This window comes from Candidatus Eremiobacteraceae bacterium, from assembly GCA_035314825.1.
GTDB lineage: Bacteria > Vulcanimicrobiota > Vulcanimicrobiia > Eremiobacterales > Eremiobacteraceae > JAFAHD01.
Map to the genome: position 1 here is coordinate 25,158 of DATFYX010000064.1, position 14,356 is coordinate 39,513.

Sequence of the window (14,356 nt, forward strand, 5' to 3'; positions counted from 1 at the left end):
ACATGTCCGGTGCGGTGTTTGCGCTCGCGTGGAGCCTGATCGTCACGGCCCCGGCGAGTCCGCCGACGCCTTCCCCGACGCCTATCCCGAACGGCGTCCAGGCGACCTTCGTGGGGCTCTCGGAGCAACAAGGAGCCACCTTCGTGACGTTTGCGGTCGGACAGGTGCGCACGTCCTTGCCGCTGGCCGCCGGCGTGATCGTGCGCGAGCGCGCCGTGGGCGGAACGTGGAAACCGACCATCCTGAGCGCGCTGCGCGCCGGCGCGCCCATCGTCGTGTTCGAGCGCGGCCGGATGGTGACGCAGATCGATACGCTGTACGCTCAGGTGGCGACGCGTTTCGTGTTGGTGAAGAACGGCTACGGCGTGGCGCCGTCGGGCGCGATCTACCGGTTGGTCGGGCGTGCGTCCGACGAGGGCGCGGCGCTGCCGCAGGGCGCGTACGTGCTGCTGCGCGTGGCGCCGGGGACGAACGACGCTTTCGACCTCGTGGCATCGAGCACGCCGTTCGCGGATGAGGCGTCGCGGCTGCCGAAGGTCACGGTCACGGTCGACGTGCTCGTGCCGGTGAACACGCCCTCGACGGACGTCGTCTACATGAGCACCGACGCGTTGAGCTGGACGCCCAACGCGATCCGCATGTCGCCGCTGCCGGGCAACCGCTGGACGGTGACGCTGTCGCTCACGCAAGGAACGCAGATCAAGTACAAGTACACGCGGGGATCGTGGCAGACCGACGAACGTGATCTGGCGGGCAACGAGATCGCCAACCGCACGCTCTCGGTCACCGCGAAGGGACCGGCGCAGACCGTCGACGACAGCGTCGCGCGCTGGGCCGATCGCCAGAGTTAGGAGAGCCGACATGGACACGCTTGATTTCGTCAAGGTCACCGAAGCGGCGGCGCTGGCGGCATCGCGGTGGATGGGGCGCGGCGAGCGCGACAGCGCAGACCAAGCCGCCGTCGAGCGCATGCGCGAGACGCTCAACGAGATGGACATCCGCGGCAAGATCGTGATCGGCGAAGGCGAGCGCGACGAGGCGCCGATGCTCTACATCGGCGAGATGGTCGGACGCGGCGGCACCGACGTCGACATCGCGGTCGATCCCGTTGAAGGCACGAATCTGGTCGCCAACGGCTTGCCGAACTCCATCGCGGTGCTCGCCGTGACGGCCAAAGGCGGCCTGCTCAACGCGCCCGATACGTACATGGCCAAACTCGCGGTCGGTCCCAAAGCCGCGGCGTACGTCCACATCGATGCGACCGTCGCCGAGAACCTCAAAGTCGTGGCCAACGCGCTCGAGCGGCCGATCGGCGACGTCACAGTCGTCATCTTGGATCGCCCGCGCCACAAAGAGCTGATCGACGAAGTGCGCGCTGCCGGCGCGAAGATCAAGCTCATCTCCGACGGCGACGTCGACGCCGCCATCGCGACGGCGATCGACGGCACGGGCATCCAGGTCGCGATGGGGACCGGCGGCGCGCCCGAAGGCGTGCTCGCCGCCGCCGCTTTGCGGTGCTTGGGAGGCGGCTTCATGGGCAGGCTCAGGCCGCGCAACGAGGACGAGGTGCGACGGGCCAAAGAGATGGGCTTCGACGACGTCGAGAAAGTGCTGACCATGGACGACCTGGTGAAGACCGATGACGTGACGTTCGTCGCCACCGGCATCACCGACGGCGACCTATGCCGCGGGGTGCGCTTCTTCGGCATGGGCGCGCGCACGCACTCGATCGTGATGAATTCGCAGTCGCGCACGGTGCGTTTCATCGAAACCGTGCACCGGCTGCGCGCCGAGCCGTTCCACAAACACGCTTGATGCGGCTGCTCACTCCCGATGCGATGGCCGAGCGCGTCGAAGACATCACGGTCGAGATGCTGCAGGGCATGGGGGTGCGCGGCGTCGCGCTCGACCTGGACAACACGATCGTGCCGTGGCATACGGCGGATCTGACGCCCACGGTGAGCGCGTGGGTCGGACGGCTGCTGTCGGGCGGCTTGAGCGTGTGCTTGGTGACCAACAACTACGCGGGTCATGCGGCTGACGTGGCTCGCGGCTTGGGTGTGCCGATCGTCGCGGGAGCGCTCAAGCCGGTGCCGATCGCGTTCCGACGGGCGCTTGCGGCGTTGCAGGTGCCGGCCGCGAACAGCGCAGTGATCGGAGACCAGCTATTCACGGACGTGCTGGGCGGCAAGCTGCTCGGCATGCGCGCGATCCTCGTCAAGCCGATCGGCGGGCGCGAGTTCTTCACGACGCGGCTGATGCGCATGATGGAACGGCCGTTGCTCGCGCGCATGCGGCACCAGATCCACGCGCGTTGACGGCGCGTTTCGCCGTGATCGGCGATCCGGTCGCGCATTCGCTATCGCCGGCCATGTTCGACGCCGCGTTCGTCTCGGCCGGCATCGATGCGACCTACGCAGCGATCGAGGTGCGCGCCGACGAGCTGCCAGAATTCGTCGAGCGCGCACGCCGCGGGGCGTTCGCGGGATTCAACGTGACGACGCCGCTCAAGGATGGGGTGGCCGAGCTGCTCGATGATCTCACCGACGACGCGCAGGCGGCGGGCGCGGTGAACGCCGTGCGCCGCGACGGCGACAGGCTGACCGGCCACAACACCGACGGCGCGGGACTCGTGCGCGGCCTCGCGGAGCTTTGGGGATGGAAGGCCAAAGGCGCGAGCGTGCTGCTCTTGGGCAGCGGCCCGGCGGCGCGCGCGATCGCCATCAAATTGAAGGAAGAGGGCGCCGTGCACGTGGCGTGCTGGTCGCGCAACGATGCGACCGCGCTGGGCATCGGGGCGCCGCCGCGCCGGCCGGCCGATCTCGTGGTATCGACGCTGCCGCCGAGCGCGGTCGTGCCGGATGCGGTGCTCGAGTTCGTGGATCCACGCAGCCTCGTGTTCGATGCCAACTACGGCGCGCAGCGCTTCCCCGTGCCTCCCGGGCTCGGCAGAGCGCGCAGCTGCGGACTGCCGATGCTGCTGCACCAGGGCGCGCTGTCGTTCGAATGGTGGCTGGGAACGCCGGCGCCGCTGGAGGCGATGCGCGCGGCGCTTTCGCGATAGGATGAGCCCGGCCTCAAGCCGGGACTACAACTTCTTCTCGGCGATCGTCTTGGTGGTCGCGATCGGTTTCCACACGTGGAACTTGCCATGGCGCCGGCCGATAGCCGCAAACTCCGCGCGCGCGCGGACGCGCGCATACAGCTCGACGAGCGCGGCCCCGGCGAACCAGTGCGCGCGGCGCCAATCGCGGCGTAAGTACTTGAGCGTCGCCGGCAGAACGTGTCGCGACTTCATCGTCGGAACGGACATGTTGTAATCGCGTTGGACCGAAAGATTGGCGACGATCCAGCGCGTGCGCTGCTCGACGAAGTCTCGCAGATTGCCGGGTCCGCAGTTCTGGAAGAGCGCCTCGGGCGCGTACGCCGCGCGGTAGCCGCGCAGTGCGATCTCGTGTTGAACGGCCGATTCGTCGTTCAACGTCATCGGGTCGAGGCCGTCGATGACATTGCGGAACGCGCAGATCTCGCCCATCTTCGGCTCGATGAGCGACACGTCGTGATGCAGCGTCCACATCAGATTGATGGTAAAGCCGACGAACGTCTCGGGGGTGTTGATGGGCACCGCTCGTGCCCCGACGACGCCGATGCGCGGATCGGCGAACGGGGCCGTAAGCCGTTCGACCATCGACGGATGAAACGCCAGATCCGCGCTGGTGACGATGCAGAGCGGCTGATCCACCATCTTGATGAAGCGATTGATCGCATCGACCTTGCCATGGCGCTCGGACCGTGCGACAAGTTCGATGCGCTGGTCGGCGGCGGCGTGTTCGGTCACGATGTCGCATGTGCGGTCGGTGCAGCCGTCGGCCATCACGATCACGCGGCGGATGCGCGCGTCGACGCTCTGCCGCACCACGCCGTCGAGCAGATGGCCGATGTTGCCCTCTTCGTTGTGCGCCATGATGCCGATGGCGATGTCGGCATCCGGATGGGGCTCGTGCAAGATGTGCGGCATTTGCGCCCCGGCACTTCCGCGCGGCGCGAGCGAAGCCATTTCGCGATGCGGGAGGAAGCCCCAAAAAGCGACTGAATCGGTCGCCGATGGACATACGGCACACGCGATGCCCCGTCTGCGGCAGCGCTGTCGAGCGCGCTTTTCTGCGCCGCAAAGGCGTGCCCGTCCACCAGAATCTGCTGATGGACGATGCGGCATCCGCGCGGGCTGTCGCACGGGGAGACCTGGAACTCGCGGCGTGCGATGCGTGCGGTTTCGTCTTCAACAGCGCGTTCGACCAGGCGAAGATGGCGTACGGCGAACGCTACGAGAACACGCAGGACTGCTCGCCCGCGTTTGCGGCGCACATGGACAAGCTCGCACTGGAGATCGCGCGCGATCTTCCCGCGGGCGCGGCGATCGTGGAGATCGGCTGCGGCAAGGGATCGTTCTTGCGCGCCCTGCTGCGCGCCGCGCCGGGTGCACGCGGGACCGGCTTCGACCCGAGCTACGTCGGACCGGAGACCGATTGCGACGGACGCGCGCGCTTCGAGCGGCGATTCTTCGACGAACATGCGCACGTCGAAAGGGTGGACGCGGTTGTCTGCAGGCACGTGATCGAGCACATCCCCGAACCGGTGAAGTTGCTGGATGGTTTGCGCCGCATGCCCATCACACGGATGTATTTCGAAACGCCGTGCGTGAACTGGATCCTGCGCAACCGTGTGATCTGGGATGTCTTCTACGAGCACTGCTCGTACTTCAGTCCCGGCTCGCTGACGACGGCCTTCGAACGGGCCGGCTTTACGACGACGCGGGTACGCCACGTGTTTGCCGGGCAGTATCTCTGGGCGGAAGCCGGAGCCGCGCGCGCACCTGCCTCGGCGCCGGCGAGCGGCCGCGCCGGAGAGACGCCCGCGCTGGCCCGCGCGTTCGGTGGCGCGTATGACGGACTGGTCGACGATTGGCAGCAGCGCATCGCCGCGCTCGGCGCGCGCGGGAAGATAGCCGCATGGGGCGCGGGCGCCAAAGGGGTCACGCTGGCCAACGTCGTCGACCCGGCGCGCACGCTGCTCGAATGCATCATCGATCTCAATCCCGGCAAGCAGGGACGGTTCGTACCCGGCACGGGCCATCCGATCGTGTCGCCGCAGGATGCGGTCGCCCGCGGCGTGCGCACGGCGCTGCTCATGAATCCGAACTACCGGCAGGAGAACGAGGCGTTGGTGCGCGCTGCGGCACTGCCGATCGAGCTTCAGGCGTGAACACGCTCGCGATCACCGGACCCACGTCGTTCGTCGGCCGCCACGTGCTGAGCGCGCTCGCCGACGAGCCTTACGACGTCCTCGCGGTGTGCAGGCATCCGGACGCGACGCTTGCTCCGCACGCGCGCTGGCTGGCGCTCGACCTGCTGGACGACGATGCGGTCGGTGCGCTCTTCGCGGCGGAGAAACCCGCGCATCTGTTGCATCTCGCGTGGTGCGCAGGCAGCCCGCACTATCGGACCGATCCGGCGAACCTGGCATGGGCGCGCACAAGCGGCGTCATCGGGGACGCGTTCTTCGCGCACGGCGGGCGGCGGGCGGTTTTGGCCGGAACCTCGGCCGAGCACCAGGCCGCCGGTGCGCGTTCGTTGTATGCGGAGAGCAAGGCGCAGGCGGCGCAGGCGATGAGCGCACACGCTCGCTCGCGAGAGCGCCGCTTCGCGTGGGGGAGGATTTTCGTGCCCTACGGTCCCTTCGATGCGGCTTTTCGACTCGTGCCGTCCCTCATCGATGCGTTGCTCGGCGGGCGCGTGGCGCGTTGCTCGCCGGGGACGCAGGTGCGCGACTTCGTCCACGTGGCTGACGTCGCGAACGCCTTCGTCCGATTGCTCGAGAGCGAACGCGACGGACCGGTCGACATCGGCACCGGTCGCGGCGTGAGCGTGCACGGCGCGGCGCAGGAGATCGGCCGGCAGATCGGGCGCCCCGATCTATTGCGATTCGACGGTCCTGAGCCGACCGGGTCGGAGCCGCGCGTCCTCGTCGCGCAGCCCGCCGAGCTGCAAGCGCTCGGATGGCGAGCGCGCCATATCGAGACAGGATTCGCCGAGACGATCGCCTGGCACCGAACGAGGACGCCTGAGTGAAGGCGGTGATCCTGGCGGGGGGATTCGGGACTCGCATCAGCGAGGAGACGCAGACGCGCCCCAAGCCGATGGTGGAGATCGGCGGCAAGCCGGTGTTGTGGCACATCATGAAGAGCTATGCGTTCCACGGCATCAACGACTTCATCATCTGCTGCGGCTACAAAGGATACCTCATCAAGGAATATTTCGCCAACTACGCGCTGCACCAGTCCGATGTCACGTTCGACATGCGGCGGCGCGACGTCATCATCCATCAGAGCAGCGCAGAGCCCTGGTCGGTCACCCTCGTCGACACGGGTGAAGAGACGGCGACCGGCGGCCGGCTGCGCCGCGTGGCGGGCTATCTCGACGGCGAAGACTTCTGTTTCACCTACGGCGACGGCGTGAGCGACGTCGATATCGGCGCGCTCATCACATTTCATCGCGAGCGCGGCACGCTCGCGACGGTCACCGCGGTGCACCCGCCCGGCCGCTTCGGCGTCCTGACGATGACGCGCGACAAGATCACCGCGTTCGCCGAGAAGTCCGAAGCCGATGCGGGTTGGATCAACGGCGGCTACTTCGTTCTCTCGCCCAAGGCCATCGAGTACGTCGCAAGCGACGACACGGCGTGGGAGCGAGAGCCGATGGAGCGGCTCGCGCGCGACGGGCAGCTGTCCGCGTTCACCCACACCGGCTTCTGGCAGCCGCTCGACACGCTGCGCGACCGCAACCTGCTCAACGATCTATGGAAGAAGGGCGAGGCCCCGTGGAAGAAATGGCCATAGGCGATGGCGGACATCGAAGCGAGGCTCGCGCGCTTCACGCTCTCACCGCGTAAGCTGATCGCGCGCGCCCTGCCCGCCGGCGCGACGGTCGTCGACGTCGGCTGCGGCGACTTCCACAAGACCTACAATTACCTGTACCAGACCAACCCGGAACTGCGTATCGTCGGGCTCGACCTCGGCGTCGAGCGCACGCAGTACGGCGACTCGCCCGTACCCGACCACATCGCCGCGACGGGCCGGTTCCGGCGCCTCGCCTGCGACGTGAGCGGGGAGCCGCTGCCATTCGCCGACGGATCCGTCCAGGGGGTGTACTGCTCGCACCTGATCGAGCACGTGACGCGCCAGGAACACGTGCTGGCCGAGATGTTCCGCATCCTCGCGCCCGGCGGCTTGTTGTACTTGGAGACGCCCGGTCCTCGCTCGTTGATCGTGAAGCCCGGATCCTGGCTGAGCACCATCGCCATCTCGAACCCGCCGAATCATTGGGATGATCCGACGCATGTCAGCCCGCCGTGGAGCATCGAAGAGCTCACATCGCGCTTGCGCGGCGCCGGATTCGACGTGCTGCGCAGCGGCTATCATCGCGAGGCCGGCGCCCTCTTGGCGCCGCTGTATGCTGGCGCCATGCTCGTCGGCTTGCTGCCTGGATTGGCGGCGCAGACGCGCGCGGTGTTGGTCGGCGCCGGATGGTGGAATCTGGTCGGCTGGCCGATCTGGGCATTGGCGCGAAAGCCGCGCAACGGGTGACGGGTCGGCAAACGCGAACGCCCCTTTAACTTCATGCCGCTCACCCGTCCATGGCCGCCCCGCGCCGCATACGCGCCGTTGCGAAAGCTCTTGCTCGCGTTCGGGCTGGACGTCGAATACGTCGGGCGCGCGCGCGAGCCGGCGCTGCCTGACGGCGCCGCGTACCGGCCGCGCTTCCGGCCGTGGCTGGTCGATTCGTGGCAGCAGTGCTTCACCCTGACGCGGGGCAAAACGCTCGTATCCGACGACCGCCTCTACGTGCTCGCCTCGCTCATGCGCCAGGCGCTTGCGACGGTCGCGGGCGATGTTGCGGAGTGCGGCGTGTACCAGGGCGGCACCGCCGCCCTGCTCGCCGAGACGATGCGCGAGCGCGGCGATGCGCGGCGGCTTTTCCTGTGCGACACGTTCGCGGGGATGCCCGACACGGATCCGGCGGTCGACATCCATCGCAAGGGAGATTTCTCCGACACGTCGCTTGCCGCCGTGCGGAGCTATCTCGCGGCATATGCGAACATCGAATACCTGCCCGGAGTGATACCCGCGTCGCTCGCCCCGCTGGCGGGCAAACGCTTCTGTTTCGTCCACATCGACCTGGATATCCACGCGGCGGTGCTCGACGCGTCATCATTCTTCTACGAGCGCGTCGCGAGCGGCGGCTTCCTCGTGTACGACGACTACGGCTTTGCCAGCACTCCCGGCGCGCGCCTCGCAGTGGACGAGTTCTATGCGGACAAGCTCGAGACGCCGCTCGTGCTAGCAGGCGGCCAGTGCGTCGTGTTCAAAGCCGGCGCGCGTTAGCGATATGGCGTTCGATGCGGTATGGTGGCGCGGCAAGCGCGTGCTGATCACGGGCCACACCGGCTTCAAAGGAGCCTGGTGCTGCTTGTGGCTGCACCGTCTCGGCGCACAGCTGCGCGGCTATGCGCTGGAGCCCGACACGACGCCGGACCTGTTCGGCGCCGCCGACGTGGCGTCGACCACAAAGAGCGTCATCGCCGACATCCGCGATCGCGAACGGCTGCGCGGCGAAGTCGCGCGTTTCGATCCGCAGATCATCATACACATGGCGGCGCAACCGCTGGTGCGCGTGTCGTACGATCGGCCGTTAGAGACGTATGCGGTCAACGTCGTGGGCACGGCTAACGTGCTCGAAGCGGTTCGCGCGGCGCCGTCGGCGCGGGCGATCGTCGTCGTGACGAGCGACAAGTGCTACGACCTGCACGGCGCCGAGCGCGCGCACGCAGAAGAAGATGCCCTCGGCGGCGCCGACCCGTATTCCGCGAGCAAGGCCGGCGCCGAGCTGGTGACGGCAGGCATGCGGGTTTTGTCGAGGCGCGCTCGCGAAAGCACCATCGCGTGCGGCATCGCGACGGCTCGCGCCGGCAACACCATCGGCGGGGGCGACTGGGCGCGGGACCGGCTGATGCCGGATCTTATCGCTTCCTTTATCAAGGGCGAGCCGGCGCTCATCCGCAACCCGGCGGCCGTGCGGCCGTGGCAGCACATCTTGGATCCGCTCTATGGCTACTTGCTGCTGGCCCGCCGCTTGTGGGAACAGCCCGAGGCTTTCTCCCAGCCCTGGAATCTTGGGCCGCCGGATTCCAACGCGCAGTCGGTGGCCAGCGTAGCCGACGCGGCTGCTGCGCGCTTTGGGAACGGCGCTCGCTGGCGCGTGGACGAGGCCGGCCATCCGCCGGAGGCCGGCGTGCTGCGCCTCGATAGCTCGAAGGCGAAGGCACGGCTGGGCTGGAGCGCGCGGCTAGATCTGGGCAGCGCGATCGATTGGAGCGTCGGCTGGTATCGCAGCTTCGCGCTGGGCGACAGTGCGCGAGCGTTGGTGGAGGCGGACATCGCCCGCTATGAAGCGTTGGTCGCGGCGTGAGCGCGCCGGCGTGCAGGCTATGCGCTCACCCGCTGGGCGAACCGTTCATCGATCTGGGCCTCTCGCCGCTTTCGAACGCGCTGCTCGGCCCCGCTGATCTCGCCGCACCGGATGTCATGTACCCGCTGAGCGCCTACGCGTGCGGACGTTGCTGGCTCGTCCAAGTGCCTGCGTGGGCGGCTCCCGAACGCATCTTCCGCGACTACCCATACTTCTCGTCGTATTCGACCACGTGGCTCGAGCACGTGCGCCGTTACGCACAGGCGATGCGCAGCCGCTTCGGCTTCGGCGCGGATTCGCTGGTGATCGAGGTCGCCAGCAACGACGGCCACCTGCTGTCCGAGTTCGCGCATGAGGGCGTGCCCGTGCTCGGGATCGAGCCGGCGCGCAACGTCGCCGAGGTGGCCGTACAGCGCGGCGTCCCGACGGTGTGCGAGTTCTTGAACGTCGACGCTGCACGGCGTCTGCGCGCGCAGGGCTACTCGGCGGACCTGCTGGTGGCCAACAACGTGCTGGCGCATGTGCCGGCGTTGAGCGATTTCGTGGCCGCGCTGGCGACGCTGCTCAAGCCAGATGGTGTGCTGACGCTGGAATTCCCGCACCTGCAGCAGATGCTCGAACGCGTTGAATTCGACACCATCTATCACGAGCACTATTCATACTTCTCGCTTGCGACCGCCCGTCGCGCGCTGGCGCTGCACGGCTTGACCGTCTTCGACGTCGAGGAGCTGGCGACGCACGGCGGCTCGCTGCGGGTTTACGCCGCTCACGCAGGACGCAGGCCGCAGGGCGCGCCGGTCGCCGCGCTGTTGCGCCGCGAAGAGGCCGCGGGCCTTGCGCGCGAGGAGACGTACGCGCGCTTCGCGCGCCAGGTCGAGCGCACGCGCGCTGAACTGGCCGGCTTCGTGCGCGAGATCGTGGCCGAGGGTGCCACGATCGCCGGCTACGGGGCTCCGGCCAAGGCGACGACGCTGCTCAACTACTGCGGCATCGGCACCGGGCTGCTCCCATATACCGTCGACCGCAGCCCGCACAAGCAAGGCAAGTACATCCCCGGCGTGCGCACGCCGATCTTCGCGCCGGAGCACATCTTCGAGACGCACCCCGACTACGTGCTGATCCTGCCGTGGAACATCGCCGATGAAGTGCGCGAGCAGATGGCGGGAGTGAGCCGCTGGGGCGGGCGCTTCGTGGTGCCGATCCCGGCCCCTGAGGTGGTGGCGTGAGCGAGCGCGAGCCATCGGATCCGGAGGCGATCCGCGCGATGGCCGCCGATCAAGAGCTGCGCGCGGCCGCGGACGAATTCGTGCTGCGCGGCTGCCGGCATCGGTATCCGTACAACTTCACCTGGCTCGGCGTGCCCGTCATCCAGTTCCCGCAGGACCTGATCGCGCTGCAGGAGATCATCTGGCGCGTGCGGCCCGGCGCGATCGTCGAGACGGGCGTAGCGCACGGCGGCGGCACGCTGTTCCTGGCTTCGATGCTTGAACTTCTCGGCGGCGACGGAACGGTGATCGGCGTCGATCGCGAGATCCGCGCGCACAACCGCCGCGCCATCGAAGCGCATCCCGCGAGCGCACGCGTGACCCTGGTCGAGGGCTCGTCCACGGACCAGCGGATCGTCGCACGCGTTCACGAGCTCGCGCGCGGCCGGCGCACGCTGGTCGTGCTCGACTCGAACCACACCGCCGCGCACGTGCTGAACGAACTGCGCGCGTACGCGCCGCTGGTGGATCGCGGCAGCTACATCGTCGTGCTCGACACGATCGTCGAGCGCATGTCGGCCGCGGACATCGGCAAGCGCCCATGGGGCCCAGGCAACAGCCCGATGACCGCGGTCCACGATTTCCTGCGCGAAGGCGACCGTTTCGAGATCGATCGCGAGCTCGAGAGCACGCTGCTGATCTCGGTGGCGCCCGACGGCTACTTGCGCTGCGTCAAGGACCGGTGAGATCCGCCCTGCCCGATCCCCGGCCGGCGATCACGACGATCATCCCCACCTTCCGGCGACCGCATCTGCTGCGCCGTGCGATCGAGAGCGTGCTGGCGCAGAACTATCGCGAGGTCGCGGTGCGCGTGTACGACAACGCGTCGGGCGACGAGACCGCGGGGGTGGTCGCGGCGATAGCAGCAGCGGATCCGCGCGTGAGCTACATCGGCCGCGCGCGCAACGTCGGCGCCGCCGAGAACTTCATCCTCGCGTCGGCGGACGTGAGCACGCCGCTGTGCTCGTTCCTATCCGATGACGATTATCTGCTGCCCGGCTTTTTCGAGCTCGCCGTCGCCGCGCTTTCCGAGCATCCCGATGCGGGTCTGTTCGCGGGGTCGACGCTTGAGGTCGACGAGTCCGGATATGTGCGCTACGCGCCGTTGGCGTTCTGGCCGCGGGAGGGGGTGTACGAACCGGCCGACGCGGTGCTGCAGATGCTCGACAACCGGCACCCGACCTGGACGGGCGTGATCTTCCGGACGTCGGCGCTGCGCGCCGCGGGCGGGTTGGATCGAGGCGCGAGCGCCGCTCTGGATTTCGATGCCGAGCTGCGCGTCGCCATCCGCTTTCCGATCGTGGTCTCGTTCGCGCCCTGCGCGGCCTACGTCTCGCACGCGGCCTCCGTGTCCGCCGGCGAGAGCGCGGCATTGATCCCCAGCTACGAGCATATCAGCGCCACGCTCGCGGCAGCCGAAACCCTTCCAGCAGGGGTGAGGCGCGCGGCGGTGGCGCGTTTCGCGCGACAACTGCGGCTCAAACTCGTCGAGATCGGGGTGAAGGCGCAAATGCGCGGCGATGCACAGGCGGCACGCGGCGCCGCGACGCTGCTGCGCGATACATACGGCTCAGGCTTGCTCGGCGCGGCACTAGGCGCGCTCAACTGGACCTGCGCGCGCGTACCGGCGGCGCGGCCAGCCTTGCGCTGGCTGGAGGGGCGGCGCATCGCGACGCGCGCGCGCCGCGCACGGCGCTTCGCCAGGCGCAGCATCATCGGGTCGATACGGTCACCTGACGCGCCTTCGTTCTAATGCGCCGCGGGTTGTTCGATCCAGGTATCGCCTGCGGCGAGCCACGTGCGCACGCCGCGCTGATCGAATTGGAAGTCGACGACCTTGCCGCCCGCGAGCTCGAGGCGTTCGCGGATCTTGTCGCGCCGCGTGAACGGCGCGAAGATCAGCAGGAAGCCGCCGCCGCCAGCTCCCAGCAGCTTGCCGCCGATGGCGCCCGCGCGCTTCGCGATGTCGTAGAACTCGTCGATCGACGGGCTCGAGATGCCCGACGCGAGGCGCTTCTTAAGGTACCATGCGCGGTCGAGGATCTCGCCGAACTCGACGAAGCGGTTCTGCAGCAGCGAGCGTTTAAGATCCAGGGTGAGCGCTTTGAGCTCGGCCAAGCTGTCCATGACGTCGGGAACGCTCGAGACGACGTTATCGGTCTGCTCGCGCAGGATGCTCGACGACACGCGGGTCACCCCCGTGTAGCAGAGCAGCAAATGGCAGTGGAGCTCGTTGAGCGCATCCTCGCTGATGCGCAGGGGGTTGACGAGCACGCCCTCGCTCGTGAATTCGATGAAGTTGAACCCGCCGAACGTCGCCGCATACTGATCTTGCATCCCGCCCTGGATATTGAGGTCGGTCCGTTCGACCGCGTACGCGAGATCGGCCATCTCGTAATCGGACAGATGGCGCCCTTCACGCCGCGCCAATGCCGCGATGAGCGCGACGATCATGGCGGACGATGAGCCAAGGCCGCTGCCCGGCGGGGCGTCCGAGCTCATGTAACAATCGAGCGAATGCGTGCCGAAGCGGTGGAAGATGGTCTGTGCAAGGTCGATCGTGCCGTCGAGGGGGCCCTGGCCGCGGAACTCCGCGACGCGGTTGAGATCCGAGCTGTGAACGCGGATGCTCTCGTCATCCCGCGAGCGCAGGCTGACAAAGGCGTACTTGTCGATGGCGCACGACAGGACGCAGCCGCCAAAACGCTCGGGATACGGGGGTACATCGGTCCCGCCGCCGCAGAAGCTGATGCGGAGGGGCGCGCGGCTACGGATGACGTCGAACGAGGTCGCCGGAACCCCGGGCGCCAGAGAAACGGCTCGTCTATACACGCCGCCTGTCCGGTTCGGGCGCGCGCGCCGCTTCGCCTGGGACGAAGTGTGAGCGCCTGGAAGCCCCGTGGGGCAAGGCTGCCGAAAGGGGCTAGCGAAACTGGCGCGCCCTGCCGATATTGACTACAAAGGCCGGGCTGTGGCCCTATTCGGCTATGGCCGGCGCGGAGCGGTGAACAATGGCTGCCAATGTAAGCGATCTACTCGGACTTCGGATGGACGAACTGATGCGCGTGACGATCGAGCGCGGCGCATCGGACCTCCACCTGTCGGTCGGCCTGCCGCCGACCCTGCGGATCGACGGCCGGCTCGCGCCGACCGAGTTCCCCAAGCTCAGTCCGGAGGACACCAAGCGCCTGGTCTACAGCATCCTCACCGATGCGCAAAAGGAGCGCTTCGAGAAGAATCTCGAGCTCGATTTCTCCCACGGTCTCAAGGGCTTCGGCCGCTTCCGCGTCAACGCGTTCAAACAGCGCGGCGTCATCGGCGCCGCGTTCCGCGCCATCCCCTCGACCGTGCCGCCGCTGTCGACGCTCAATCTGCCGACGGTGATGTCGGATCTGACGCAGCGCCCCGCGGGCCTGATCCTCGTCACCGGACCGACGGGCTCGGGCAAATCGACGGCGCTGGCCTCGATGCTCGACGTCGTCAATGCGAGCATGGCGCGCCATATCATGACGATGGAAGACCCGATCGAATATCTGCACTTCCATAAGATGTCGATCGTCAACCAGC

16 protein-coding genes are annotated in these 14,356 nt (G+C 67.8%); 14 read left to right on the forward strand and 2 right to left on the reverse strand.

Annotated features, from left to right (window positions below; translation table 11 throughout):
* Nucleotides 1-2: 2 nt before the first annotated feature.
* Genes VKF82_08145 through VKF82_08160 form a run of 4 tightly spaced genes read left to right on the forward strand, consistent with a single transcriptional unit; the run spans nt 3 to nt 3,064 of the window.
* Nucleotides 3-851, forward strand: a complete 849-nt coding sequence (locus tag VKF82_08145; protein HME82031.1) for a CBM20 domain-containing protein — start codon at nt 3-5, stop codon at nt 849-851.
* A gap of 10 nt (nt 852-861) precedes the next feature.
* Nucleotides 862-1,815: a class II fructose-bisphosphatase gene (glpX, locus tag VKF82_08150; protein HME82032.1), complete on the forward strand. Its 954-nt coding sequence runs from the start codon at nt 862-864 to the stop codon at nt 1,813-1,815.
* Nucleotides 1,815-2,318: a YqeG family HAD IIIA-type phosphatase gene (locus tag VKF82_08155; GenBank protein HME82033.1), complete on the forward strand. Its 504-nt coding sequence runs from the start codon at nt 1,815-1,817 to the stop codon at nt 2,316-2,318. Before glpX ends, VKF82_08155 begins: the two co-directional genes overlap by 1 nt.
* Nucleotides 2,315-3,064, forward strand: a complete 750-nt coding sequence (locus VKF82_08160; protein HME82034.1) for a shikimate dehydrogenase — start codon at nt 2,315-2,317, stop codon at nt 3,062-3,064. Before VKF82_08155 ends, VKF82_08160 begins: the two co-directional genes overlap by 4 nt.
* Before the next feature lie 24 nt (nt 3,065-3,088).
* Here VKF82_08160 and VKF82_08165 read toward each other — a convergent pair whose 3' ends face one another.
* Nucleotides 3,089-4,018, reverse strand: a complete 930-nt coding sequence (locus tag VKF82_08165; protein HME82035.1) for a glycosyltransferase — start codon at nt 4,016-4,018, stop codon at nt 3,089-3,091.
* An 86-nt stretch (nt 4,019-4,104) separates the two neighbouring features.
* On the opposite strand from VKF82_08165, the gene VKF82_08170 reads away from it, so the two are divergent.
* Genes VKF82_08170 through VKF82_08210 form a run of 9 tightly spaced genes read left to right on the forward strand, consistent with a single transcriptional unit; the run spans nt 4,105 to nt 12,542 of the window.
* Nucleotides 4,105-5,262 carry a class I SAM-dependent methyltransferase gene (locus VKF82_08170; GenBank protein ID HME82036.1) on the forward strand — a complete coding sequence of 386 codons (1,158 nt, stop codon included), beginning with the start codon at nt 4,105-4,107 and terminating at the stop codon, nt 5,260-5,262.
* Nucleotides 5,259-6,128 carry an NAD(P)-dependent oxidoreductase gene (locus VKF82_08175; protein ID HME82037.1) on the forward strand — a complete coding sequence of 290 codons (870 nt, stop codon included), beginning with the start codon at nt 5,259-5,261 and terminating at the stop codon, nt 6,126-6,128. Before VKF82_08170 ends, VKF82_08175 begins: the two co-directional genes overlap by 4 nt.
* Nucleotides 6,125-6,895 carry a glucose-1-phosphate cytidylyltransferase gene (gene rfbF / locus VKF82_08180; protein ID HME82038.1) on the forward strand — a complete coding sequence of 257 codons (771 nt, stop codon included), beginning with the start codon at nt 6,125-6,127 and terminating at the stop codon, nt 6,893-6,895. The genes VKF82_08175 and rfbF overlap by 4 nt, the downstream gene beginning before the upstream one ends.
* A gap of 3 nt (nt 6,896-6,898) precedes the next feature.
* Nucleotides 6,899-7,642 (forward strand): methyltransferase domain-containing protein, encoded by a 744-nt coding sequence (locus tag VKF82_08185; protein HME82039.1) that lies wholly within the window; start codon nt 6,899-6,901, stop codon nt 7,640-7,642.
* A 33-nt stretch (nt 7,643-7,675) separates the two neighbouring features.
* A complete protein-coding gene (locus VKF82_08190; GenBank protein HME82040.1) occupies nt 7,676-8,440 on the forward strand; it encodes a TylF/MycF/NovP-related O-methyltransferase in 765 nt (254 codons plus the stop codon).
* 4 nt (nt 8,441-8,444) lie between these two features.
* Nucleotides 8,445-9,524: a CDP-glucose 4,6-dehydratase gene (rfbG, locus tag VKF82_08195; GenBank protein ID HME82041.1), complete on the forward strand. Its 1,080-nt coding sequence runs from the start codon at nt 8,445-8,447 to the stop codon at nt 9,522-9,524.
* Nucleotides 9,521-10,750, forward strand: a complete 1,230-nt coding sequence (locus VKF82_08200; GenBank protein HME82042.1) for a class I SAM-dependent methyltransferase — start codon at nt 9,521-9,523, stop codon at nt 10,748-10,750. Before rfbG ends, VKF82_08200 begins: the two co-directional genes overlap by 4 nt.
* Nucleotides 10,747-11,475, forward strand: a complete 729-nt coding sequence (locus VKF82_08205; GenBank protein ID HME82043.1) for a CmcI family methyltransferase — start codon at nt 10,747-10,749, stop codon at nt 11,473-11,475. Before VKF82_08200 ends, VKF82_08205 begins: the two co-directional genes overlap by 4 nt.
* Nucleotides 11,472-12,542: a glycosyltransferase family 2 protein gene (locus VKF82_08210; GenBank protein ID HME82044.1), complete on the forward strand. Its 1,071-nt coding sequence runs from the start codon at nt 11,472-11,474 to the stop codon at nt 12,540-12,542. Before VKF82_08205 ends, VKF82_08210 begins: the two co-directional genes overlap by 4 nt.
* Here the strand turns inward: VKF82_08210 and VKF82_08215 are convergent.
* Nucleotides 12,539-13,621 carry a hypothetical protein gene (locus tag VKF82_08215; GenBank protein HME82045.1) on the reverse strand — a complete coding sequence of 361 codons (1,083 nt, stop codon included), beginning with the start codon at nt 13,619-13,621 and terminating at the stop codon, nt 12,539-12,541. The two genes, VKF82_08210 and VKF82_08215, sit on opposite strands and share 4 nt — an antisense overlap.
* Nucleotides 13,622-13,800: 179 nt before the next feature.
* Between VKF82_08215 and VKF82_08220 the strand changes: the two genes are divergently transcribed.
* Nucleotides 13,801-14,356 (forward strand): ATPase, T2SS/T4P/T4SS family (locus VKF82_08220; GenBank protein HME82046.1); only part of this gene is annotated, 556 nt, incomplete at its 3' end.

Coding starts and splice junctions, on each gene's coding strand:
- VKF82_08145 (HME82031.1), top strand. CDS start 3: ATGTCCGGTGCGGTGTTTGCGCTCGCGTGGAGCCTGATCGTCACGGCC.
- glpX (HME82032.1), top strand. CDS start 862: ATGGACACGCTTGATTTCGTCAAGGTCACCGAAGCGGCGGCGCTGGCG.
- VKF82_08155 (HME82033.1), top strand. CDS start 1,815: ATGCGGCTGCTCACTCCCGATGCGATGGCCGAGCGCGTCGAAGACATC.
- VKF82_08165 (HME82035.1), bottom strand. CDS start 4,018: ATGCCGCACATCTTGCACGAGCCCCATCCGGATGCCGACATCGCCATC.
- VKF82_08170 (HME82036.1), top strand. CDS start 4,105: ATGGACATACGGCACACGCGATGCCCCGTCTGCGGCAGCGCTGTCGAG.
- VKF82_08185 (HME82039.1), top strand. CDS start 6,899: ATGGCGGACATCGAAGCGAGGCTCGCGCGCTTCACGCTCTCACCGCGT.
- VKF82_08190 (HME82040.1), top strand. CDS start 7,676: ATGCCGCTCACCCGTCCATGGCCGCCCCGCGCCGCATACGCGCCGTTG.
- rfbG (HME82041.1), top strand. CDS start 8,445: ATGGCGTTCGATGCGGTATGGTGGCGCGGCAAGCGCGTGCTGATCACG.